Annotated in this window: 13 protein-coding genes; 8 read left to right on the top strand and 5 right to left on the bottom strand. The window is 71.4% G+C overall.

Features of this window, described 5'->3' with window-relative positions; genetic code table 11:
• Positions 1–196 precede the first annotated feature (196 nt).
• The gene (locus ACFXKZ_RS26835) at positions 197–601 is read right to left on the bottom strand and encodes a hypothetical protein (RefSeq protein ID WP_380003555.1); all 405 of its coding nucleotides are present in this window, start codon (positions 599–601) and stop codon (positions 197–199) included.
• A 448-nt stretch (positions 602–1,049) separates the two neighbouring features.
• Here ACFXKZ_RS26835 and ACFXKZ_RS26830 point away from each other — a divergent pair, with 448 nt between their 5' ends.
• Complete coding sequence (locus ACFXKZ_RS26830; protein WP_380003554.1) at positions 1,050–1,322, top strand: hypothetical protein; 273 nt, start codon at positions 1,050–1,052, stop codon at positions 1,320–1,322.
• A 961-nt stretch (positions 1,323–2,283) separates the two neighbouring features.
• Here ACFXKZ_RS26830 and ACFXKZ_RS26825 read toward each other — a convergent pair.
• Complete coding sequence (locus ACFXKZ_RS26825) at positions 2,284–3,045, bottom strand: XRE family transcriptional regulator (RefSeq protein WP_380003553.1); 762 nt, start codon at positions 3,043–3,045, stop codon at positions 2,284–2,286.
• Positions 3,046–4,583: 1,538 nt separating this feature from the next.
• On the opposite strand from ACFXKZ_RS26825, the gene ACFXKZ_RS26820 reads away from it, so the two are divergent.
• The 3 genes from ACFXKZ_RS26820 to ACFXKZ_RS26810 all read left to right on the top strand — a co-directional run bounded on the left by ACFXKZ_RS26820 (position 4,584) and on the right by ACFXKZ_RS26810 (position 7,274).
• Positions 4,584–4,712: a hypothetical protein gene (locus ACFXKZ_RS26820; RefSeq protein WP_380003552.1), complete on the top strand. Its 129-nt coding sequence runs from the start codon at positions 4,584–4,586 to the stop codon at positions 4,710–4,712.
• A gap of 23 nt (positions 4,713–4,735) precedes the next feature.
• A complete protein-coding gene (locus ACFXKZ_RS26815; protein WP_380003551.1) occupies positions 4,736–5,803 on the top strand; it encodes a methyltransferase domain-containing protein in 1,068 nt (355 codons plus the stop codon).
• Positions 5,804–6,188: 385 nt separating this feature from the next.
• Complete coding sequence (locus ACFXKZ_RS26810; protein WP_380003550.1) at positions 6,189–7,274, top strand: hypothetical protein; 1,086 nt, start codon at positions 6,189–6,191, stop codon at positions 7,272–7,274.
• Positions 7,275–7,291: 17 nt separating this feature from the next.
• On the opposite strand, the gene ACFXKZ_RS26805 is transcribed toward ACFXKZ_RS26810, so the two are convergent.
• The gene (locus tag ACFXKZ_RS26805) at positions 7,292–7,825 is read right to left on the bottom strand and encodes a YceI family protein (RefSeq protein ID WP_380003549.1); all 534 of its coding nucleotides are present in this window, start codon (positions 7,823–7,825) and stop codon (positions 7,292–7,294) included.
• 123 nt (positions 7,826–7,948) lie between these two features.
• Between ACFXKZ_RS26805 and ACFXKZ_RS26800 the strand changes: the two genes are divergently transcribed.
• Positions 7,949–8,740, top strand: a complete 792-nt coding sequence (locus tag ACFXKZ_RS26800) for a TetR/AcrR family transcriptional regulator (protein WP_380003548.1) — start codon at positions 7,949–7,951, stop codon at positions 8,738–8,740.
• A gap of 75 nt (positions 8,741–8,815) precedes the next feature.
• On the opposite strand, the gene ACFXKZ_RS26795 is transcribed toward ACFXKZ_RS26800, so the two are convergent.
• Both ACFXKZ_RS26795 and ACFXKZ_RS26790 read right to left on the bottom strand, forming a co-directional pair.
• Complete coding sequence (locus tag ACFXKZ_RS26795) at positions 8,816–14,284, bottom strand: amino acid adenylation domain-containing protein (protein ID WP_380003547.1); 5,469 nt, start codon at positions 14,282–14,284, stop codon at positions 8,816–8,818.
• Complete coding sequence (locus ACFXKZ_RS26790) at positions 14,281–19,290, bottom strand: amino acid adenylation domain-containing protein (RefSeq protein ID WP_380003546.1); 5,010 nt, start codon at positions 19,288–19,290, stop codon at positions 14,281–14,283. Before ACFXKZ_RS26790 ends, ACFXKZ_RS26795 begins: the two co-directional genes overlap by 4 nt.
• Positions 19,291–19,754: 464 nt before the next feature.
• Here ACFXKZ_RS26790 and ACFXKZ_RS26785 point away from each other — a divergent pair, with 464 nt between their 5' ends.
• From ACFXKZ_RS26785 to ACFXKZ_RS26775, 3 genes are all read left to right on the top strand, one after another.
• Positions 19,755–21,692, top strand: coding sequence for a glycerophosphodiester phosphodiesterase (locus tag ACFXKZ_RS26785; protein WP_380003545.1), 1,938 nt, complete (start codon positions 19,755–19,757; stop codon positions 21,690–21,692).
• A 209-nt stretch (positions 21,693–21,901) separates the two neighbouring features.
• Positions 21,902–24,313, top strand: a complete 2,412-nt coding sequence (locus ACFXKZ_RS26780) for a hypothetical protein (protein ID WP_380003544.1) — start codon at positions 21,902–21,904, stop codon at positions 24,311–24,313.
• Between the two features lie 136 nt (positions 24,314–24,449).
• Positions 24,450–25,007, top strand: coding sequence for a 2'-5' RNA ligase family protein (locus ACFXKZ_RS26775; RefSeq protein WP_380003543.1), 558 nt, complete (start codon positions 24,450–24,452; stop codon positions 25,005–25,007).
• Positions 25,008–25,098 lie beyond the last annotated feature (91 nt).

The following is a 25,098-nucleotide window of genomic DNA, read 5'->3' as shown; positions in this document are numbered from 1 at the left end:
CCAGGGCGTGACCGACCCAGAGACACCCGAGCCTCCGCGTCGCTTGTACGTGCGCTGCCACAACGGCGAGACGGCAGCTCGAAAGCCGGCCGGAGGAGCGCCCGAGCATCGCTCGGAGCACGTGTCCGGCCGACTCGGCGGGGCGGGCACTTCCGGCGGTACCGTCAACCCTCGCAACTATGCCCCGGCTCGTTGGCTACTCAAGACCCCAGAATTCGCAGTCAGGTTTTTCTACTGCAGAGAACGTTCTCCCATCGGGCTGATAGACGATGAATCGCCCACACGAGTACCCGCAGTCATGCGTGTAGTCGCCGACCGCAACGCTCGTCGAGAACTCCACGGCCAGCGCTGCTGCGAGGAAACCGAGCTTCTCGCCATGAACAATCAGCGGGGAAGTACCGTCGACGAGCGTCCGGTACCCGCCTTCCTGCCGGAAGATGTCCAGGCTTGTCGATTCGACCTGCCTCTTCGGCGGTAGATCCAGCCAATCGCCAAGCATGACCACGTTTTCGATCGGCGTCCGCAAGTGCTTCGACAGCGCTGTGCGCAGTTCATCCCAAGACAGGCTGTCCATGAAAGAGATCTCGAAGTTCTCAAACATCCGGCACCGCCACGATCCGTCCCGGGTCGGTATTCAACAGCCATCCCGAATCGGCCGATCGCCCACCCACCGCCGTACCTTCACGGCACGGGCCACCGCCTTGGAGATCACCGGACATGACCAGGACGGTACCCGCTCCCACCCACTCACCCCATACCAACTCCAGTCAAGAGCACCGAAATACGTACTTTCACGCACACCCGGAACCCGGCCCCTCGGTGGTGATCGACTGCTGCGGCAGTGTCGATCCAGCCGACTTGGCGTACAAAGCCGATAGCCAGGATCCACATCGTGGCCATGGCGCGTGGTCCGGTGCCGGTGTGAAGTTCCACCAGCCACTGAGCGCCGGCCGGTCATCTCACTACCTGAGAACGCATGGACCCTGGCCCATTCGCCATTGACACTTCCGCGTTCTCCGGGCAACAAAGCGCCCCATCACCCATGCCAGGTGTCGTCAGGCGCGCAGCGAAGCCGTCAGAGCCACCCATACGGATGCGCCGACTGCAAGGTTGCCGACGCTCGGGGACGCGGGAAGCGCAGGCACGTTCTGGATGCCGCGCAGGCTGCCCGGAATGTACTGGGCGAGGAGATCACCGTTCCGGAACAGCGCTGGTACGAGTCGTCCCTACTCCAGGAGATCGTCACCATGGCGGACGAGAAGGCGACGGAGATCGGTGGCGAATACGAAAAGGAACTCGGCGCCGAGCGCGACGCAACGTGAAGGCCACGGAGTAGGGATGGCAGTCGACGCGCTGGACCCCGGCCCGAACGGGGACTATCCGTACCTCCCCCGGGACGCGCTTGGTCGCCCCGTGTGGAGCGACACTCCCGACCCCTTGCCGTTGGCGAACGGCGGGGCACCGATGCCGCAGGGCGCCCGTCGACGGCGTTCGGTCGATGACGGCCCGGCCTTGATCGACATGACACCGACCGGGGCGGACGGGTTGCCGATCGATCCCGCCGGTCATTCCTCCGATGGGGGTGGATGCTTCAGGACCCGAGTAGACATGTCAGCCCGTTCTGTTCGGTCTGTGGGCAGGGCCCGGACGTCTCGGCCCACTGGCCGTTGACCCGGCGCGAGTTGATCTCGCGTGGCGTGTCCCGCCCGGACATGCCCGGCTACCGGCGGTCGTTCTGTGTGCCGTGCTGCTCGGCCGCCGTGAAGGCACGACGAAGGTAGACCGCCCCGGGCGAGCCTGACCCGCTCGCGACCGTGGCGTGAGAGACACGGTGTGTGGTGTGCGCCCTGCCCCAGTACGCCCGGCCGGTCGCCGGTGTCGGAACACGGCGGAAGCGGAGGTTCGACCCCTCCTGTCTCGCTCAGACACCCACCCATCAAGAGGTGACCCCCCTGCCCAGACGACCCCGCCCCCCCCTTGCCCGATCCCTGGTTGCCCCGAGCTGACCTAGGGCGGCCGGTGTGCCAAGCATGAGCGTGAGGCGAACAAGGCGCGTGTGAGCAACGGCAAGGCGTGCGACGTCCGTTGGCAGCGGACCCGCCGCGCCTACCTGTACGCGAACCCGTGGTGCGTGCTGTGCGCGGCCCCGGCGGTCGTCGCCGATTGGCCACCTGCCGGCGGGTCGGGGCATTGCTGCGTTCTTGGGTGTAATTCCGGATGCCGGAAAAGGCTGAACCCCATCGTTGCGTCGATGCACGGTGTTGCGCTTGTATTCGCGCTGTTTCATTCGGGGCGTCGGTTGTATCGCTCCAAGGCTGTCTTCGATGTGGACGCGTCCTTGAAGACCAGTTCCCACGGCCCGGTGTTGACGTCGAACTCCTTGCCGAACCCGACCCACTTCCCGGACATGCGGCGACTGGTCGGCTCCACCAGCAGTTGGATTGCCCCGTGGTAGCGCGCACCTTGGTAGTAGCCGTCGCTTGCGGTCTGCTCCGTCCACGTGCCCGTGACAACGTTCCGGTCGATGGCCAGATCGAGGGTCAGCGGGGAATCCGAGGAGCCGGGCAGGCTGCGTGCCGAAAGTCGGTTGCCGTGTTGCAGCAGGACGACGTAGTGCTGTCCCACGTAAGTACCGGACCGACCGCTGGAGTAGTACTCGTATCGGCTGAGCCAGATCCCGCCGTAGCTGCCTTCGACGGCCCCTCGACCCTCGGGGAGGGGGGTGTTGCGTGCCGGCGCCACGCCGGCGGTGGAAGGTTTCAGATCATGCCCGCCGGCTCCGTCGTCGGAGACCCGTTCCGGGGGTACGGAGAGCGAGAAGCCGAGCGCACTGATCGGCAGGCCGGTGACCGACTCGAGCGCACGGGCATATACCGGCCGTGGCGCTGCCACTTCACCCGCTTCCCACCGTTGAACGTGTCGTTTGCTGCACCCGTTGGGTTCCCCCGATCGTTCCCCGGCGTTGCGAACGGCTCGGGCCATGTCGTCCTGACTCAGAAGCAGCCCCATGCGGACTGCGCGAAGTGTGCTGTTCGGCTCCGTCATGCAGATCACGGTAGACGTGCGCACACGCTTCCGACACCGATATGCCGCCCTGAATGACGCCGGAATGCCGTCTTGTGTGTCGCTGCGCAGATCTGGCATGCGCCGCGAACATCTGCGTATGAAGCTGAATCGGCGACGGAATCGCAACCAGGTGCGGTCGGGGGACGCAGTCATACCCCGCACGAAGGTTGTCCGAGCTGCGCAAGTTCAGCGCGTCGTTCCAGATTCAACGACGGCGCCGGACATGACTCGTCGTGTGCGTGCTCACCGAACTGCCGCTACCCGGACCCCAACAAGCCACCGCGAGCGGTTACTTGGCTGCCCTGACGTCTGGGCCCGCACCTGGACGTCCGGGCACCCGATCCCGCCGCGCCGAGCTGGTATGGCTCCCACTGTCCGGCGCGGCGGGCACCAACCCCCGCGAAGGAAGGAGCAAATGCCAAAGCAGTCCGCACGGCGCGCGACCGATTACGCCGTGACCACGGATGGTGTGGTCATCCCCGTCATCGTGCCGCGCACCCTCGGCGCCCCGCGAGGAACCCCGCCGCGTACGCGAGCCAATCAAGGTCGGCGATTGGGTCGGTTCGCTACCGGGTCAGAACCACAACTTCCCCGCCGCTCGCGTCGACCAAGTGGTGACGTGCGTCGGGCTCGTCGACGACCGCGTGTTGATGGTCTTCCCGGGCGGTAGCAGCGTGCCGTGCACGGTCCGGGAGTCCGAGGCCCACAAGGTCGATCCGCCGGGCTGACCAACGGATCGACGCCCCGAACCGGCGGCGTCTGCCCCCTATTCACCTACTCAAGAAAGTGCGCCATGAGCGATAAATGTCCCGGTGCCGCGGACGGCGTTCACGACTTTCAGCCGCTTGGCAAAACGCACTTGGGCATCACACCGATGAAGTGCAAGAACTGCCCGGCCACCTGCAACCGGCTCGACTGACCCAGTCCGGGCCCACTGAACGGGTGTCCGTCCGGCGGGACGACACCTGACCCGCGTACGGCCGATCCGTGCGCGGAAGGGGGCAGGGTGAACCGGCAACCTCCGTCCACCGTTGGTCGGACCCCTGCCCCACCCAACCGGAAAGGAGAGGGCACGTGTCGGAGTGGCGGGAGTTCTCGCCGGCGGGGCGTCGGGCTCCGTCCATCGGTGCCGGCGTGCGGCATATGGATTTCGCCGTCCGGCCCGATCAGGACCCGCCGTATCCGTCCGGGGTGCTCATGGATACGCGACCGAACACGCATACGGGGGTGCTCTGGGGCATCGTGCGCCCCCACGTGATACACCGATCCAATTGGACGGCACCGCTGTCCAGGCTGACCGCGGACACGACCGCGGATTCCGGCGGACCGGTCCACGCGCAACCGCTCGTACCCGCAAGCGTCCGGCGTGCCGATCATCGGCCGGACCACCCCAACGGGGACTTGGACCACCCGCCGGCGGAAGCGGAACAGCTCTAACCCGTATGGGTATTCGGCATCCCGCGACCGGCTGGCAGGCACAACATGGATACCGACTCGACAACTCGGGAGGTACGACGATGGCCGACCACGAAAAGCCGGGCGAAGACGGGGACGGCAAGACCCCGCAACGGCAGAAGGACGGGCAGTGGCCGAAGGACAAGCCGATCCCGACGAACGACCCCACGAAGCCGGACAAGGACAAGTGAACGCCCGACCCGTATGGGCACGTGTGTTCGCGGACACACCGCGTCTTCCGTACATCCCCGACGTGGTGTGGGCGGGCGACGACGACGCACGGATCGACCGCAGAACGGACCCGGACGCGTGGGCAAACGCGGTAGCGGCGGATATCCCGCTGGTCACCCAAGTGGATGACGGGACGGACGCCGGACACATGATCCCCACTTCGTCTGCGTCCATGCCATCCCTCGTTCGGCTCATGCTCGAACAGCTCGACCCGCGCACGGATCACAACGTGCTCGAACTCGGCACGGGGACGGGGTGGTCGACTGCGCTGTTGTCTACCGCGCTCACACGTGGCCGGGTGACATCGATCGAGGTGGATCCGCACGTGGCCGCGCAGGCACAAGAGTCGCTGTTTGCCGGCGACTTCGAGCCGACGCTGATTGTCGGCGACGGGTTGCAGGGGTACAAGGAAGACGCGCCGTACGACCGCCTCATCGCGACCATGGCGGTACGACGCGTGCCTTACGCGTGGGTAGAGCAGACCACGCCCGGCGGGGTAATCGTCACGCCCTGGGGCAACGCGTACAACGTCAGTGGACTGCTGCGTCTGGTCGTCGACGGCGACGGCACGGCATCGGGTCCGTTCGTGGGGAACGTGAACTTCATGTGGGCCCGATCGCAGCGTTCGGCATTCGACGGTCGACGGTTCGTGGGTGACGTCATCCCGGACCCGAAGACGCGCCGGGTTCGACACACCACGACGGACCCGCGACCCATCAGGGAAGAACACGCCGATTTTGCAATCGGTCTGCGTCTACCCGATGTCGAGCACCGCACGTACTTCGGGCAGGGCGACAGGTTCGCGACCTGGTACGCCGATGGGGAGTCCTGGGCATCCATCGACTACAAGCCGGGTGCGGACTCATTCGAAGTGAACGAGCACGGACCACGTGATCTGTGGGCGGAAATCGAAGCCGCGTACGAAGCGTGGCGCGATCAAGGCGAACCCCCGCGAGAACAGCACGGGATCACCGTGACCCGTGACGGTCAGTCGACGTGGCTCGACGGGCCGAACGGCCGAGTGGAGATCGGACCGGCGTCCGGCGCATAGCACCGTGTCAGCCCCCGCCCGAAAACACGGGTTGGGGCTGACCGACCTTAGCCTTCGGCGTCTTTGTCGCGTGCCGGCACGAACGTTCCTCGCTGTGGTTTGGTCTCGACACAGCTGGCCTCACGCACAATCGCAACCGCGGACCAGGCCCAGCCGCGCCGGACCGGGCCGAAAGCACCCGGTCCGCGAAATCCAGCCCGTCCGGCGTTTGAGGACGCTTGGGTGTAGGCCGGGGCGGATCGGGGCGGCGGCCGGGCGCGGCGACCTTTGGGGGAGCCGGGCGTCCCCCGCCTGGGGGACGCGGCGGCGGTCCGTCGGGCGACGACGCCGTGCGGCTGTGCGGCGAGGGTGGAGGCCCTGCCCGAATCCGAGTCCGGAGGTCGTCGTGGCTCCTTCTCTTCCCACGCCCGTCGCCGAATCGGCCATCCCCGCGCGGGTGTTGCGCCGCCGGCCCGTGTGGGCACCGGGCGCGGCGATCGTGGCGGCGGCGGTGTACGCCGTCGTCCAGGTGACGTGGGCCGCGACCGGGACGGCCGTGCCGTGGAAGGCCCACTCCGCGCACCCGGCGGTGGTCCAGTACACCCTCGCGCTGGTGGCCCTGCTCGCCGGCACCGCGGCCTGCCTCGCACCGCGCACGCGGCGAGCGTCCCGCGGCGTCGCCGGCGTCCTGCTCGGCGCCATCCCCGTCCTGGGCTTCGGCATGGCGCCGTTGCCCGCCTACCTGGTCACGATCACCGCCGGCGCGGGCGTGGAAAGCGCGACCGGCCTGGCGCACGTCCTGCTCAGCACGATCCTCACCACCACGCTCGCCCTCGCCCACCACCGGCGATCCACCGGCACCTGCCCCGACTGCGGCCAAGCCCATGTCGCCGCCCGCGCCGATACACCGCTACAGCGGCCCGCACCGTCGATCGCGTCCCGGCGAACCCGGCGCACCGCGTTCCTCCTGACCACCGGCCTCCTGCCGTGGATGGCCGTGAAAACCGTCTGGACGCTGGGCGGGGACGCCCTCGGCATCACCGCCGAACGCTGGAAGGCCTCACACGCCGACGACTCCCGGCCGGTGCGCGCGCTCGCCGACGTGGGCATCGACGCGACCGTACTGGCCGCCTGCGTGGCCCTCTTCCTGATCGCCGGGCTGCTGTACCCATGGGGGCAGCGCCTCCCTCGTCCACTGCCGTGGGTGGGCGGCCGTCACGTGCCCCGACTCCTGCCGCTGGTGCCGGCGGCGCTCACCGCGTTCGGGCTCGCCCTGTACGGCGTGCTGCTGTCGGTGTACGCCCCCCTCGCCGCGCTCGACGTACTCCCCACCCCCGATCCGGACCCTCTCATCGGCGGCACCCGCTCCGGCACCCTGTGGCTGATCGCCTTCGGCGGGGCCGCGTTCGGCGGCCTGGGCTTCGCGCTCGCGGTGGCCGCCCGGTCGTACGCCGCCCGCACCCGGCCGCGCTGTACGCCCGCGTCCCGCTGAACGCCCGGCCCTAACGGTCAACCCGCGTGCACGAGTTCGGCGTGCAGGTCGAGGGTGGCCAGGCGGCTCACGCCGAAGCTGTTGCCGTACGTCAGGCCCGCCTCGAAGCGGTCCACCGTCCCGGTCGCCCGGACCGTGGCGGCCGTGCCGGACGTCTGCACCGTGTACGTGGTCAGCGTGATCGGCGTGGCCCGGCCCCGAATCGTGAGCAGCCCCCGGATCACCCACGGGCCGTCCGCGCCCGGCCGCGCCACCTCGGTGCTCGCGAACAGCACGTCGGGGTGGCTCTCGGTGTCCAGGAAGTCGGGGTTGCGGACGTGCGCGTCCCGCTTGCGATTGCCGGTGGTGAACCCGGCCGCGTCCATCCGGGCGCGCACCTCGGTCGGCTCGCCGTCGGGGCTCACCGACACCGTCGCCTCATGGATCGGGAACGCCCCGCGCACCGAAAGAACCAGGAAGTTCTTGACCGCGAAGCCGGCTCGGCTGCGCTGCGGATCGACGGTCCACAAACCCGGTCGGATGGTCGGGGTCGCGGAGGTGGGCGCGGTCATGGCGACGGCCTTTCACGGGCAGTGACGGAAGCGCATGGGGCGGTCCCGGGATCGCTCGACGCGTCGATCCACTTCCAGCGTAGAACGAATGAGTTCCGGAACTCAAGAGTTCCGATATCGATCATGCCGGGCAGCCCGCCGGATCGCGACCCGAAGGTGGGATTCTGGGAGAACCGCCGCGACGACTCGCGACGGCGGGACGAAAACCACGAGCACCCCGAGCAGCACGAGGAGGCGGCCATGCCCGACACCGAGGTCGACGGGCCCGCAGGCCCCGCCGCGCCGCTCGACAACGGTGCGCTGCGGCGACCCGCCGTCACTCCGGCCGGGCGCGGTGGGCGACCGCGCGACGCGTACCGCGACGCCGAGATCATGCGTGCCGCGCTGGACGTGCTGATCGAGCAGGGCTACGACCGGCTCACGATGGACGCCGTGGCCACCCGCGCTCGGGCCGGCAAGGCGACGCTGTACCGGCGCTGGCCGTCCAAGGAGGCGTTGATCGCCGAGGCCGCGCTGTGCGCCGGCGCGGACGCCGAGGAGCCGGTCCCGGACACCGGAACGCTGCGCGGCGACCTGATCGCGATGCTGGCCGACACCGCCGACCACATCGACGAGGCGCACGCGCGCGCCGTGGTCGCGCTGCTGCCGATCCTGCCCGGCAATCCCGAACTGGCCCGCGTCGTGCGCGAACGCTTCGTCACCCAGTGGCAGGTCATCCTGCAACCGCTGCTGGCGCGCGGACGCGAGCGCGGCGAGGTGCATCCGGACCGGGATCCGGACCTGCTCGCCCTGGTCCTGCCGTCGATGGCCTTCTATCAGACCGTCTTCGCCGAACACCCGGTCGACGCGGCCGTGTTGATCCGCCTGATCGACGAAATCCTGCTGCCCCTGGCGGCAACGCCACCGCACCGGTGACCCGCAGGCCCGGCCCGGTGACCCACAGGGCCGGGCGGCCCCGATCGCGCCCGCCCGGCCCCGCTTTTCGATCGATCAGCCCGTCGGCGACGCCCCCGATTCCGCCAACTGCCGGTCCGCCGCCGCCTGGATGGCGTCCTTGTCGCCGATCTCCACGTCCGGGACCGCGTCCGGCAACACGTCCTCCATCCGACTCAGCGGCCGGTACGCCAGCCCCAACAGGCCCCACACACCCAGGGTCAGGCCGACCAGAACCAGCAACAGCCCCGTACCGCGCCCCGGCCCCGTGCCCAGGATCGGCCCCAACGACCCGGCGAGCGTACCGTCGGAGCGCAGCAGCGGCTCGAACACCCGGTCCGCCAGCGGCCCGGCGGTCAGGAAGCCCAGCGGCATCATGGACATCGCCAGCATCTGATTGGTGGCCAGCACCCGGCCCTGCAACTCCATCCCGACCTTGGTCTGGATCAGCGCCATCCAGTGCGAGTTGAGGATCATCAGCGCCGCCCACAACACGAACAGTCCGACCGCGACGAAGACCGGCTCGGGCCGACTGCCCGCGAACACCGCGGCCACGCCGACCACCGAGGTGAAGCCGATCATCCCGGTGGCCCGCCGCGCGGTCCCGCCCCACAGGGCCATCACCAGCGCACCGAGCACCGCGCCGATCCCGCCCACCGCGGTGACCACACCCAGCGTCACCGCCGAACCGTCGGCCAGCACCATCGGGGTCACCAGCACGGTCGCCACGGCAAAGAGGTAGTTGAACACCACGAAGAAGACCACCATCGCGACCAGTCCGCGCCGCCGCACGATATAGCGCCAGCCCGTCACCACCTCGCGCAGCAGCGGTTCCTCACGCTTTTCGAACAGCGTGTCCGGGAAGCGCACCCGCAGCAGTACGGTCACCCCGACCAGGAACGTCGCCATGTCGAACAACACGACGCCGTGCAGCCCGACCGCCGCGACCAGTACGCCGCCGGCCAGCGCGGCGAGCATGTCGCCCGATCCGGTGCCCAGTTGGGCCAGGCCATTGGCCTGGCCGAGGTAGCGCTTGGGTACCAATTGGGCGATCGCCGCGATGTAGGCGGGCCGTTGGAAGGCGTTGCAGACCGACCCGACGCAGGCCACCACATATACGTGCCACAGGTCGAGATATCCGGTCCACAACAACACGCCGAGCGAGAGCATCGCGGCGGCGGCCGCGGTATCGGTGACGATCATGATCCGCCGCCGGTCCATCCGGTCCGCCACCGCCCCGGCGATCGGCAGCAGCAACACCGCGGGCAACACCGCCGCCACCGAGATCATCGCGAAGTCGAAGGCCGATCCGGTCCGCAGGTAGACCCAGACGCCGAGCGCGAACGTGGACAGCGCGGTACCGATCATCGACACGAACTGCCCGCCGGCCACCTTGGCGAACGTGGCCAGATTCGGCCGGGCCGCCGCCGGTCGCGCGGAGAGGAGTTCGGCCGTCGGTGCCGGCCCGGCCGACCACCGGCCGAGCAACCGGGCCAACTCGCCCGCCTGGTGCTTGAGGAAGTAGTGGCCCGCCCTCGGGATCACCGCGAGTTCGACGCGCGGCCCGAAGTGCTCCCATTCCGCGTAGCGTTCCTCGTACAGCAGGGTCGCCCGGTCCTTGTCGCCGACCACGCACAGGATCGGCGCGGCCACCGGCACGGGCCGCTCGTCGCCGTAGGCGCGGGTGTAGAAGTCCTCCGCCTGGCGCACATCATGTCGCAACGCCCGGATCAGGAAACGCTGTTCCGCCTCGTCGTAGACGTCGGTGAAGCCGCCCATCGCGCGCAGATAGTCGAGGTAGGCCCGGTCGGAGAGCATGCGGTCGCCGGGCAGCCGCGCGGCCACCCACGCCGCGAGCCGGCCCGGGAGCCGCGCGGCGGGGAAGGTGCCGCCGAGCGCCAGACCGCGCAGTTCCGCGCCGGCCGCCTCCAGGCGCGCGGCCAGCGCGGTGGCCAACGCGCCGCCCAGGCAGTGCCCGTAGAGCAGGATCGGCCCCTGGATCCGGGCGACGATCTGCGCGGTCAACCGGTCGGCCAGCGCGTCCAGTTGCTCGGGCTCGTCGTCGGGCCGGCCCGGATCGTGTCCGGGCAGTTCCACCGCGTACAGCCGATGTCCGGCCGGCAACGCGTCGGCGAGCGGTTGGAAGGTGATCGGACTGCCGCCGCCGTACGGAACGCAGACCAGGGACAGCGTGGTCGGCCCCGCGTCCCGGGTGAGCCGGTGCATCAGCGAACGATCGCCCTCGTCGGGTTCGGGGCCGCCGGCGCGGCGGTCGATCAGGGCGGCGAGTTCGCCCACCACCGGGTGCTGGAACAGGTCGATGATGGACAGGCCCCGCCCGATGGCACGCACCGCGCGGACGGCGGAGAAGCTGTCCCCGCCCAGCGCGAAGAAGTCGTCGCCGGCGCCGATGTCGCCGGTGCCGAGTACCTCGGCGAAGGTGGCGGCCACCGCCTGTTCGGTGGCCGTGACGGGCTCGACGCGGGTATCCGGGGCGGGCGCGAGGTCGGGCTCGGGCAGCGCCGCGCGGTCCACCTTGCCGTTGGGGGTGAGGGGCAGTGCGGGCAGCACCACGACCGCCGAGGGAACCATGTAATCGGGCAGACGGGTGCGCACGGCGGCACGAATCGTGGCGCCGTCGGGGGCGGTTCGGCCGGCCGGCGCGGCGGCCTCGACGACCACGTAGCCCACGAGCTTGCGGGCCGCGCCCTCGCCGCGGGCCACCACGACCGCCTCGCGTACCCCGGGCAGCGCGCCGAGTTCGGCTTCCACCTCGCCGATCTCGACCCGAAAGCCGCGGATCTTGACCTGGTGGTCGGCCCGGCCCAGGAACTCGATCAGGCCGTCGGGGCGCCGCCGGACCAGGTCGCCGGTCCGGTACGCACGCCGCCCGTCGAGGTCGACGAAACGCTCCGCGGTCGACGCGACCGGCCCGAGATAGCCCCGGGCCACCCCCGCGCCGGTCACGTACAACTCGCCCGGCACGCCCACGGGAAGCGGTCGGCGCAGCGGATCGAGCACATGCGCGCCGACGTTGCCGAACGGCAGCCCCAGCGGCGCGCTCGCCGCGCCGGGGGGCACCTCGGTGACAGGTGCGCCGAGCATCGAGACGGTGGTCTCGGTCGGCCCGTAGTGGTTGTGCACGGTCAACTCCGGCCGCGCCGCCCGGATCCGGTCGAGCAGTTCGGCGCGGAGCGGTTCGCCCGCGCAGATCAGCAGCTCGCGCGGCAGCGCGTCGGTGAACCGGCCGCCGACCGCGGCCAGTCCCTCCAGGTGACTGGGCACCAGCTTCATCGCATCGACGCGATGCGCCGTCAGATACGCGGCGAACGCGTCCGGGTCGGTGGCCTGGTCCCGGGTGAGCAGGTGCAGGCAGCCGCCCGAGGTGAGCGCGCCGAACACGTTGGTCGTGCCGAGGTCGGCGGCGAAGGTGGACACCAGTGCCCAGTTCCACGGCCGGCCGTCGGCCGCCCGTCCGGGCCGTATTCGCTCACGCAGCCCGTACAGGTAGTTGAGGTAGTTGCGGTGCTCGACCGCCACCGCCTTGGGCGTGCCGGTGGAGCCGGAGGTGAACAGCACGTAGCACAGGTCCGTGGCGTCGACCGGTGTCGGCGGGACGGCCGGGTCCGAGACCGGGACCGGATCGGCAGGGGCGACCGGGTCGGGGGCGACCACCGGCAGGGTGTCGCCGACGCGGGCGTGCAGATCGGCGGTGGCGACCACGGCGACGGCGTCGGCGGCGGTGAGGAGCGAGCGGATGCGGTCGTCGGGGTAGAGCGGGTCGAGGGGCAGATAGGCACCGCCGGCCTTGAGGATGCCGAGCATGCCGACGATCAGCGCGGCCGAGCGCTCGACGAACAGCCCGACGACACGATTCGGGCCGACCCCCAGGGCGGTCAGCCGCCGGGCCAACACTGCGGCGCGAGCGTCGAGTTCCGCGTAGGTGAGCGTTTCGTCGGCGCCGCGCACCGCCGGTCGGTCCGGGGTGGCACGGGCCTGGGCCTCGATCAGGCCGTGCAGGGTTGCGGCGGTGTCCCACGCGCGTGCGGTGTCGTTCCAATCGGCGAGCGCGCTCTCCTCGGCGGCGGTGAGCAACGGCAGTTCGGTCACCGGCCGTTCCGGGTCGGCCGCCATCGCGTCCAGGACGGTGGCGAGGTGGCCGAAGGTGCGCCGGATGGTGGACTCGTCGTAGAGCGCGCTGCGCCAGACCAGGTCGGCGCGCAACTCGTCCGCGGGTCCGGTGTCCAGCACGGCGATCGACAGGTCGAACTTCGCGGCGCCGGTGTACGTGTCGCGCCACTCGACCTCGACGCCGGGCAGCGTGGGGTGTACGGAGGTCTGGTTGTGCACGTTGAGCAGTACCTGGAACAGCGGTGTGTAGGCGAGTTCGCGTTCGAGGTCGAGCGCGTCGACGAGTCGGTCGAAGGGCAGTTCCTGGCGGGCGAACGCGGCGAAAGTCCCCTCCCGGACCCGGTCGAGCAGTTCGCGCACGCTCGGTTCGCCCGACAGATCGGTGCGCATCGCGAGGGTGTTGACGAAGCAGCCGATCAACGTGTCGGTGCTGCGGTGCGTACGTCCGGCCACCGGGCTACCGACGGTCACGTCGGTGCCGCCGTTGTACCGGGCGAGCACCACCTGGAGAGCGGTCAGCAGCACCATGTACGTGGTGGTGCCGGTGCGTTCGGCCAGGGCCCGGACGCGGCGCGAGCGGTCCGCGCCGAGGGAGACCTGGATGCGCTCGCCCGTGGTGTCGGCCACGGCCGGACGCGGGCGGTCGGTGGGGACGGTGATCGTGGCGGGTGCGCCGCGCAGCCGGTCCAGCCACCAGGTGCGCTGCCGGTCGAGTTCGGCGGCGAGGGTGGTCTCCTGGCGGTAGGCGACGTCGGCGTACTGGACCGGTAGGGGCGGCAGTTCGGGTTCACCGCCGGCCAGGCGGGCGGTGTACGCGGCGGTCAGCTCGCGGAACAGCACGCCCACCGACCAGGCGTCGGCCGCGATGTGATGCAGCACCACGCTCAGTACGTAGCGGTCGTCGGAGCGTAACAGAGCCGCCCGGATGGGCAGTTCCTCGGCCAGGTCGAAGGGTTGGCGGGCCTCGGCGGCGAGCCGGTCCGCTACGTCCGGCTCCGGCAGGTCGAGGACGGGCATCGCGAACCGGTCGACGTCCACAACGGTGGGCAGCACGTGGCCGTCCACGCTGGGGTACACCGTGCGCAGCACCTCGTGCCGGGCCACCACGTCGGTGAGCGCGGCGCCGAGCGCGGCCTCGTCGGGGCGGCCGGTCAGGCGCAGCACGAGCGGCATGTTGTAGGCCGCGCCGTCGGGTTCGTACTGGGCCAGGAACCACATCCGGCGTTGCGCGGCGGACAGCGGCGTGGGCACGTCGGCGGGCCTGGGGGTCAACTCTGCCCGGGTTGTGGCCGATCGGGCCCGGGCCAGTCGGCGGCGCAGGTGTTCGCGGCGGGCGCGCTCCGGATCCCGGTCGGGGTCGGGGCGTGTGGTCAGGATCTCCTCGGAGTCGGTCATCGTACGTCCCGCACACTCGGGTCCGGGTATTCGGTCGGGCCGGTGTGGTCGACGACGTCCGGATGGTCGTCGAACTCTCCGGGGTCCTCCGGTTCGGCCATCAGGATGTCCTCGATCCGGCGAGCCATCGCGGCCAGGCTCGGCGCCTCGAAGACGACGCGCAGCGGGAAGGTGATCTCGAAGCGCTCCTCGACCATGGCCGCCATCCGCAGTGCCTGGAGCGAGTTGCCACCCAGGCCCAGGAACCGATCGTCGCGGCCGATCCGGGCCGGCCCGAGCAGTTCGTGCCAGATCTCGGCCAGGATCTCCTCACAGTCGCCCTCGGGGGGTGCGCCGCTGCCGCCGGGGCGCGGCTCCGGCAGGGCCTTCCGGTCGATCTTTCCGGCGGGGGTCAGCGGCAGCGCGTCGAGCGGGATCAGTACGCCGGGGATCAGGTGTCGGGGCAGCCGCTCGGCGAGGGCGGCGGTCAACTCGTCGGCGACGAAAGGAATTTCCGAGACGACGTAGCCGACCAGGGTGGGCCCGGCCGGCGCGTCCCACACGCTCGCGACGGCGGCGGTCACCTCGGGCAGTGCGGTCAACCCCGCCTCCACCTCGCCCAGTTCGATCCGGAAGCCGCGCAGCTTGACCTGGTGGTCGGCCCGGCCGTGGAATTCGAGCGATCCGTCGCGGCGTCGGCAGGCGATGTCGCCGGTGCGGTACATCAGCGCGCCGGGCGGACCGAACGGGTCGCGGACGAAACGTTCCGCGGTGGTTTCGGCGTTGCCGAGATAGCCCAGCGCGACACCGGCGCCGGCGATGCACAACTCGCCGGGCGCGTTGACGGGTGCGGGGCGGCCGGCCGCGTCCAGCACATACACCCGGGTGTTGTCGATCGGCGTACCGATCGGGACCACGCGCATCGCGGCGTGGGCGCGCTCGACGCGCAGCAGGGTGGACCAAACCGTGGTCTCGGTCGGGCCGTACATGTTCCACACCCGCGCGCAGCGGTCCAGCAGTGCGCCGGCCAGGTCGCCGGTCAGTGCCTCGCCGCCGCAGAGCGCGACCAGGCCGGGGCGGCCGGGCCAGTGCGCCTCCAGGAGCATGCGCCATGTGGCCGGGGTGGCCTGGCACACCGTCACCCCGCGGCGGTCGAGCCAGTCGGCCAGTCGGCGGCCGTCGGCGCTGATCTCCCGGTCGGCGATCTCCACCCGGGCGCCGACCACGAGTGGCAACCACAGTTCCAGGCCGGCGATGTCGAAGGTGAGCGTGGTGACGGCGGCCATCGTGTCGGCGGCGGTCAGTCCGGGTTCGCGGGCCATCGAGAGCAGGAAGTTGACGATGGCACGATGCGGGACGGCGACCGCCTTGGGACGGCCGGTGGAGCCGGAGGTGTGGATGAGGTAGGCCGGGTCCTCGGCCTCGATGCCCGGGTCCGGGGTGGCGGCGGGGGCGAGGCGAACCTCGTCACCGTCCACGAGGACCACGTCGTAGCCGGGGTCGGCCAACAGCGGCACCCCGGCCGCGTGCGCGCTCTCCCCGACGATCAGGGTGACCTTGGCGTCGTCGAGCAGGGCCCGGCTACGGGCGATCGGCTGGTCGGTGTCGATCGGCAGGTAGGCGGCGCCGGTGCGCAACACGGCCAGGAGCGCGGCGGGCAGCAGGTGGCTGCGGGGCATGGCGACCGCCACGCGGGTGCCGCGCTCGGCGCCGTAGTAGCGCAGGGTGCGGGCCAACCGGGCGGCGAGAGCGTCCAGTTCGTTGTAGGTGAGGGTGCCGCTCTCGGCGGAGACGGCGATCGCGTCCGGGGTGCGGGCGATCTGCGCGGCGATCAGCTCGGGCAGGGACACGTCGGGGTGCGCGGTCGGGGCGGGGTTGGCGGCCTCGACCACCCGCGTGTATTCGGCCGGATCGAGCATGATCGTTTCAGCGATCGGCAGGTCGGGCGCGGCCAGGCCCTCGGCGAGGATCGCCATCAGGTGGTCGACGATCGTCGCGATCGAGGCCGCGTCGTAGCGCCCGGTGCGGTATTCCACGGACAGCAGCGGCCCGCTCGCCGGGAACTCGACGAACATCGACAGGTCGGTCTTGGCCCCGCCGTTGCACATCTCTTCCAGGAACTCCAGCGTCAGACCAGGTAGTTCGACCGCCGCGCCCGGGTGGTTCTGCACCGCGAGCAGCAGTTGGGACACGGGTGTGGAGGTGTCGGCGCCGGCCACGCCCGCGAAGCGCAGCTGCTCCAGGTAGGGCAGCGCGCTGTGGTCGAGCGCGTCGAGCACGATCGGGCGCAGCCGGTGCACCAGCTCGCGGAACGAGTCGGTGCCCTCGACCCGGAAGCGCAGCGGCACCGTGTTCAGCAACGGGCCGACCACATCCTCCAGTTCCGGCAGCGGGCGGACCGCGAACGGCGTGAGCACGGCCTGGTCGGTGCGGCCGGTGTAGCGGTTCACCAGGATGCCGAGGGCGGCGAGCATGGCCATGTACAGACTGGCCCCCTCGCCGGCCGCCCACTCCTCGGCGGCGCGTACGAGGCCGGCGTCGAGGCGGCGGGCGAACCGGGCCCCGCTCGGGTCGAACGGGTCGGCGTGTGTGCGATCGCCGGGGATGTACTGCTCCGGGCCCAGGTCGGCCAACCGGGCGGCCCAGCGACGTGCCTCGTCCTCGTGCGCGTCGGCGTACCGACGCTCCCAGGCGGCCACGTCGCGGTACTGGAGCGCGGGTTCGCCGAGCGGCAGGCCCTGATAGGCCCGGGCCAGATCGTTCAGGAGCAGCCCGATCGACCAGCCGTCCATCGCGATGTGGTGGATCACCAGCAGCAGTTCGTACCGGTCCGGGCCGGTGCGCACGGCGACCGCGCGCACCAGCCGGCCCTCGGCCCGGTCCAGCGGCCGGCGCGCGTACGGGCGCAGCGCCGCCTCGACCTGTGCGGGGTCCGCGTCCGGCAGGTCCAGCAGCGGCACCTCGACCGGGTAGGGCGGTCGAATCTCGGCCACCGGCGCGCCGGCGCGGAACATCAGCGCGGTGCGCAACACCTCGTGGCGCCGCACCAGTTCGCCCAGTGCTCGACTCAGTTCGACCGGATTCAGTGCGCCGGTGGCCCGGATCCGCAGCGGCACGTTGTACAACGCACTGCCGGGGGCGACCAGTTCGTGCGTGGCGAACTCGCGTTGGACGGTGCTCACCAGGACGGGGGTGCGCGGGTCGCGGTACGGCGGTTCGACCCGGGGCCCGGTCGAGCCCGGTTCGGCCCGCTCGACCCGTTCGGCCACGGCGGCGGGAGTGGGCAGGGCGAAGAAGGTGTCGAGCGGGATGCGGATCCCGAACTCCCGCTCGACGCGGGCCAGCAGTCCGACGGCCAGGAGCGAGTTGCCGCCGGCGTCGAGGAAAGGGTCGTGCACGCCGATGCGGGGCACGCCGAGCACGTCGTGGAAGATCGCCACGACGCGGGTCTCCGCGGGGGTGCGGGGGCCGATGAACTCGGTGGCCACGAAGCGGGATCGGGTGGCCTCGGGCAGCGCCTTGCGGTCGATCTTGCCGTTGAGGGTGAGCGGCAGCTCCGGGAGCAGGGAAACGGCGTCGGGGAGCATGTAGGCGGGAAGCCGGGTGAGGCAGTGGGCGCGCAGGTCGGCGGGACCGGCGGCAGTCGCCTCGGCGCCCGGCCCGGCCGCCCCCGGCCCGGCAGCGGTCGCCCCGGCGGCGGGCTGCACGAACGCCGCCAGGAACGGTCCAGCCGCGTCCTCGCGCAGCACCACGGCGGCGGCCTGGACTCCGGGGTGTCCGGTCAACACCGCCTCGATCTCTCCGAGTTCGATCCGGAAGCCGCGCAGCTTGACCTGCTGGTCGACCCGGCCGTGATACTCCAGCGCGCCGTCGGGTCTGCGTCGCACCAGGTCGCCGGTGCGGTAGCGGCGCTCCCCCGCCACCGTGACGAAGCGCTCGGCGGTCAGGTCGGGGCGGCCGTGATATCCCTGCGCGAGGCCGTCGCCCGCGAGGTACAGCTCGCCCAACTCGCCGTCCGCGACGGGGGCGCCGTCCTCGGCGTGTACGTGGGCGGTGGTGCCGGGGATCGGTACGCCGATCAGCGGCTCGGCCCGGTCGGCACGGTCCACCACGGCCCAGGTGGAGTACACGGTGTCCTCGGTCGGCCCGTACAGGTTGTACAGCACCTCGACCTGCGGGCACGCGTACACCTGGTCCGCGACCCGCCGCGACAGCGCCTCGCCGACCAGGTTGATCGTGCGCACCCCGGCCGGCAGTCCGGGACCGCGCAGCAGCGCGGCGATCGCGCTGGGCACGGTGTTGATCAGGGTGACCTCGTCCCGCGCGGGCGCGTCGGCGAGCGCGAGCACGTTCTCGACGAGGATCACCGTGCCGCCGACGGCGAGCGGGAAGAACAGTTCGTAGACGGAGATGTCGAAGCACACCGAGGTGGAGCACAACACCCCGCGGACCTGGTCGGGCCGATAGGTGTCGGCCGCCCAGCGCAACATCGCCACGACCCCGCGGTGGGTCACCCGGACACCCTTGGGCCGGCCGGTGGAGCCGGAGGTGTAGAGCACGTAGGCGAGATCGTCCGGGCCGGTCACCGCGCGGGCGGGCGTCGGATCGGCGGGCGGCGGGCCGTCGACGTGCACGAGCCTGGTCGCGGCTGAGGCCAGGAGGTGTTCGTGGGCGTGGTCGGTGACCACGACGGGGGCCTGCGAGTCGCCGATCACCCACTCCAGCCGGTCGCGCGGGTACTCGGGGTCGAGCGGTACGTACGCGGCTCCGGCGCGGAGGATCGCGAGCAGGGTGGCGACCAGATGGGGTGTGCGGGGCAGGCAGACCCCGACCAGGGTGCCCCTGGTCACCCCGGCCGCCGCGAGGCGCGCCCCGACCAGATCGGCCTGCTCGCCCAACTCGCGGTAGGAGAACCGGTGTTCGCCGGCGATCACCGCAATCGAGGCGGGCATGTGCACGATTCGGGCGTCCACCGGAGCGGCCAGGGGTGCGGCCGGATCCAGCTCGGGGAATGCGGTTGAACTCATCGACTCTCCTGAAGGGTCCTCATGCCGATTCGTGGTCGGCGACGCAGGCGATGTGCTCCCGGGGAGATCGTGGAGGAAGGATTTGACTGTGCCTAGCATCTTCCCCCCACTACTTCGGGTTGGCCGAAAGCAGCCGTAGCACCGTCACGCCCGGAGGGCGACGAACCGGGTCGAATCGCACCGTGCCGGCTTCGTCGAGAGCAGGTGTATCGCGCAACGCTTGCGAAACGCTTGGCGCACACCGGAGTTGAGGCGGGCCGAGGTTGGCGGGGAAGGGAGCGGGCCGGGAAGGCAACCGGAGCCCCGGGGTACGCGGGGGCGGCTTCGGCGGGCTCGGGGCGTATGTGACGTGATAGGCGGTTCGCCCGTCTGTCGGCTGCCGGACACCCGGCGGACCCGATCGTTGGTCCGGGCTTCAGGCACGTGTGGTCGGCGGTTCGTCGGCGATCCCTACCGTTTCGGGCATGCCTGCACAGACACCCGCGTCACCGTTCCGGCTGCCTCGGCGGCACCGCTCCCGGCTCCGGGCCGGCGCCCTGGGCACCGCCCTGGGTCTGACCGCGACCGCCGTGCTCGCCGGCGTCTCGGTCGCCGCCTCGCCCGACTCGGCCCGGGCCGCGCCCGCCGTCGGCGACGTGGTGGTCTCGGAGGACTTCGCCGGCTCCGCGCTGCCCGCCGGCTGGCGCGCGGTCGAGGGCGACTGGAAGGTCGAGAACGGCCGCCTGGTCGGTACGTCCGCCAACTCCGGTCAACAGAGCCGGATCACCTTCGGCCGACACCTGGAGGACTTCCGCTTCGAGGCGGTCGCCCGCTTCGAGAGCGCCGTCGACGCGGCCCGCTGGACCGCGTTCGGCCTGGACGTCCCGGCCACCGGGAACACACCGTGGTCGATTGCCACCATGCGTACCGGCACCACCGCCGCCAACGGCCTCGAATTCGCCCAGCGCACCACCGCCAACGCCTGGAACGTCACCGACACCGGCTCCGCGCCGGCCGCCGCCGGCACCGGCCGCGACGTACGGGTCGCGGTCGAGGTGCACGGCGGCCGGGCCCGACTGATCGTGGACGGGCGCGAGGCGCTGCGCACGACCCGGGTCCAGCGCTCCGCCGACGGCGGCCAGGCGCTCCTGGTCAACGGCGCGCGCGTCTCCTTCGACGACGTCAAGGTCACCACGCTCGCCCCGGAGGCCAACGCCTACCTGCGGGCACCGGGTGCGCCGATGTCGGTCGTCGCCCACCGGGGCGCGTCCTCCGCCGCGCCGGAGAACACGCTGATCTCGGACGAGACCGCCCGCCGGGCCGGCGCCGACTGGATCGAGAACGACGTACAGCCGAGCCTGGACGGCATCCCGCACATCCTGCACGACGACACGGTGAACCGGACCACCGACGGCAAGGGCCGCGTCCGCGACCTGACGGCCGCTCAACTCGCGGCCCTGGACGCGGGTTCGTGGTTCTCCCCGCTGCACACCGGGGCCCGGGTGCCGACGCTGCGCGCCCAGTTGGACGACCTGCGCACGCGCGGCGGCAACCTGCTCCTGGAGATCAAGGGCAAGCACACCCGGGACGAAGTGGCCCGCATCATCCGGGACATCAGGGACACCGGAATGAGCGGCCGGGTGTTCGTCCAGAGCTTCGAGGTCGACGCGCTGGAATTCACCCACGAGTTGGCGCCCGACCTGCCGCTGGGCCTGCTCCGCAGCGCCCTGGACGCGGACCCGGTCACCCTGGCCAAGCGCCTCGACCTCAAGGCCTACAACCCCTCGGCCGGCGGCCTGGCCGCCCGCCCCGGCGTGGTCGCCGACCTGCATCGCGCCGGCGTCGCGGTGATGGTCTGGACGGTCGACGACGCCGCCGGGTGGAAGACCCTGGAGGCGGGCGGCGTGGACGCGGTGATCACGAACCGGCCGGCCGAACTCGCGGGCTGGAACGCGGCGTGGCGCCAGAACGGCACACCGCCGACGCCGGCCGCCCCGACGGTGCGCATCCTCGCCCCGGCCGCCGGAGCCCACGTCGAACGCGCGGCCTCCCCGGTCCCGGCGCTCGACACCACCGGCGCCGAGTCGGTGCGACTGACCCTGGACGGCAAGGAGTTCGCGGCCGGCACCCCGATCGACACCACCGCGCTCCCCCTCGGCACACACACCCTGCGCGCCGAAGCCAAGGGCCCCGGCGGCACCACGGTCGCGGAATCCACCTTCACGATCACCGCCACGCGCACCGGCCTGGCCCACCTGATCCTGACCTCCGGCGCCGACCGGGTCGCGGTGGCGACCCTGACCACCATGCTCGCCCACGACCAGTACCCCCAGCTGGCCAACTGGGCGGAGAACCAGTCCGGCCGCACCATCGCGGCCCCCAAGGCCCGACAGATTGCCGGCGACGCCCGCGCCCTGAGCTGACCGAGCCCGAACGCCACGGCCACAACACGGCTCCGGTGGACGCGACCCCGCGTCCACCGGAGCCGTGTTGTGCGCGCACCCCGAGGAACGCTTCCCCGTTCGAAGGGCCTTGAGCCCCTCGGGTGATTCCTATGATCATCCGGTTGGTTGTGTTTTGCCCCGGGCAGGGTTCCGCTTCGTCCCCACCCTGTCCGAGAGGATGCCGAACCATGCCCGCGAAGGTCCGGCCCCGGCGTTGGTCCACGCCACTCGTCCGTTGCGGCACCGCACTTCTCGCGCTCGCGGTGCCGCTCGGTGTACTCATCGCCGACCCGTCCCGGGAGAGCCACCACGTCGCGCCGGTCGCGTCCGACGGCACCCTGCTGCTCGACGAGACCTTCACCGGCGCCACCGCCCGGGCCGGGTTCATCGCCGCCGGCGACGCGTGCCTGACCGGCGCCCCGCAAGCCGGCGGCCCGCTCGGGCCCGGCCCCCGGCCGGTCGGCGGCTGCCCGGGCGGCGCCATCGGTCCCGTCCCGCCGAACGGCGCCGCCCCGCTGGGCTACCTGCGACTCACCGATGCCGGCAACGACCGCTCCGCCGCCGTGCTGTACGACTCCCCGCTCCCCGCCAACGGTGGCCTCGAACTCACCTTCGAGCAGTGGCAATACGGCGGGACCACCTCGCCGTCGCCCGCCGACGGCATCGCCATGTTCCTGGTCGACGGCGCGGCGTCCCTGACCCGGCCCGGCGCGTTCGGCGGCAGCCTCGGCTACGCGCAGAAGTTGCCCGACGACAACCCCGCCAACCCGTACCTGCCCGGGGTCGACGGCGGCTACCTCGGCGTCGGCCTCGACGTCCTCGGCAACTACTTCGGCGACTGGGAGCACCGCGGCGACGGCTGCGCGACTCGCTCGCCCGCGGGCACCGCGTTTCGTGTCCCGGCGCCCGGCGCGAACATGGTCACCGTCCGCGGCCCCGGCCAGGGCACCCAGGGCTACTGTTGGCTCGGCGCCACGACGGACAACACCACGACCACCGGCCCGTGGAACTCGACGCTGCCCGGCACCCTCCAGGGTCCGACCACGGTGGCGGACCTGCCGCCCACGGCGACGCCGCAGGAAGCCGACACCGCGCTGGTCCCCTCGCGCCGCACCGTGACCGTCCGCATCACCCCGACGCCCGACCCGCAGCTCAGTGTCGACATCGACTTCGGCGCCGGAGCGCAGCGCGTCCTCTCCATGCCCGTGCCACAACCGGTGCCCGCGACCTACAAGTTCGGATTCGCCGCGTCGACCGGGTTGTTCACCGACGTACACCTGATCCGGCACGTCACCGCGCACAGCCTCGTCGCGCTGCCGCAGCTGAACCTGGTCAAGCAGATCGACCGCTCGACACCGCTGCCGGATCCGGTGACCGCCGGGACCGACGTGCCGTACGAGTTCGTCGTCACCAACGCAGGCAACGTGCCCATCGCCAACCTGGTCGTCACCGACCCCACCGTCGGCACCGTCACCTGCCCCGTCACCACCCTCGCCATCGGGGCGACCACCACCTGCCGCGGCTCGTACACGATCACCGCCGCGGACATCCGGCGCGGTTACCTCGCCAACACCGCCATCGCACACGGCACCGTCGGCGGCGACGACGTCGCCTCGCCCGAGTCCAGGGTCGTGTTGCCGCTCGACGACACGTACGGACTGCTGCTGGGCAAGCAGGTCGACGAGAACCGCGACTACACCGTCGGCGACCGCGTCACCTACACCTACACGGTCACCAACACCTCCGCCGCCGACGTCGGTGCCCTCGCCGTGCACGACGACCGACTCACCGACGTGACGTGCCAGGCCACCACCTTGACCCCGCGCGAAACCCCGGGCGCGGTCACGCTCTGCGCCGGCACGTACGTGGTCACCGAGGCCGACGCGGCTGCCGGACACGTCGTCAACACCGCCTATGCGACCGGGACCACCACCGAACGCCCGGTGACCTCACCGCCGGACAGCGAAACCATCACGGTCGTCGGCCCCGGCCCGAGCCCGACTCCGACCCACACACACAGCCCGAGTCCCACCCCGACGCACAGCCCCACCCCCACCCCGACACACACCTACACGCACAGCCCAACTCCGACGCCCACGCACACCCACAGCCCCACGCCCACCCCGACATACACCCACAGTCCGACTCCGACGCCCACGCACACCCACACGCACAGCCCCAAGCCCACGCCGACACACACCCACACCCACAGCCCGACTCCGAGGCCCACGCACACCCACACGCACAGCCCCAAGCCCACCCACACGCACAGCGCAACACCCACGGCCACGGCCACGGCCACCACCACGGCCACGCCTACGTTCACGCCGTGCCCCGAAATGCCCACCCCGTGCCCGGTCCACTCCGCCCACCCGAGCACGATCCCGAGCCCACCCACGCACCACACCCGGTCTCCGCACCCGGCCCTCCCCGACGACCCGCACCCACCGGGATCCGCACCGGACCACGGCACGGCCGACCGGATGCCCGCCACCGGCAGCGGCCCCACCGCACCGCTCGTACTGGGCGCGGTCGTCCTGCTGTTGGCCGGCGCCGTCCTGATCCGGCTGACCCACAAGCGGCGTAGCCGCCGAAGCTGACCGGACGTCGACTCATCGCGACAACGGGCCCGACCCGGCGCATGCCGGGTCGGGCCCGCCGCATCCTGCCGGCGCCGCCGCCGAGCCGGGCGTGCCTGTGGGCACGGGGGCCGATGTCGGACCGTAGACTTCGGGGATGGGCGAGCGGTTTGTGGTCAGTGCGCTTGTGTTGCTGGTTCCCGATGTGGAACAGGTCGTCGAGCCCTGGCGGGAGCGGTACGACCCGCGCGTCGCCGAGGGCATCCCGGCGCATGTGACCGTGTTGTACCCGTGGTTGCCGCCCACGGAGATCGGCGCCGCGGACCTGGAGGCACTGGGCACGATCGCCGCTGCGCAGCCGGCGATGGAGCTGGTGTTCGAGCGAATCGGGCAGTTCCATCGCGGATTGTGGCTGGCCCCCGATCCGGCGGAGCCGGTGCTGCGCCTGATCGAGGCGGTGACCGACCGCTGGCCGGACTACCTCCCCTACGGCGGCGCCTACCTCGACGATCCGGACGACGTCGGACCGCACCTGACCGTCGCCCTCGGCCAGGACACCGAGGAACTGCGGGCCCTGGCCGCGGAGGTCGCCACCCGCCTGCCCCTCACCGCCCGGGTCGCCGGACTCGACCTGGTGGTCGGCGACGAGGACGGCAACTGGTCCCTACGCGAGTCCTTCCCCTTCGCCCCCCGGACCACCCCGCCCCAGGACTAGGGCGTGTCTTCAATCTCCCGTCGGGCTCCGCGGCGTGAGCGCAGCGAGGAGCCCGAAGGGCGGATGCCGTGCATCGGCGTGCCGGAGAAGC

Source organism: Embleya sp. NPDC059237, from assembly GCF_042754105.1.
Lineage (GTDB): Bacteria > Actinomycetota > Actinomycetes > Streptomycetales > Streptomycetaceae > Embleya.
This window is presented reverse-complemented; position numbering and strand designations above follow the sequence as displayed.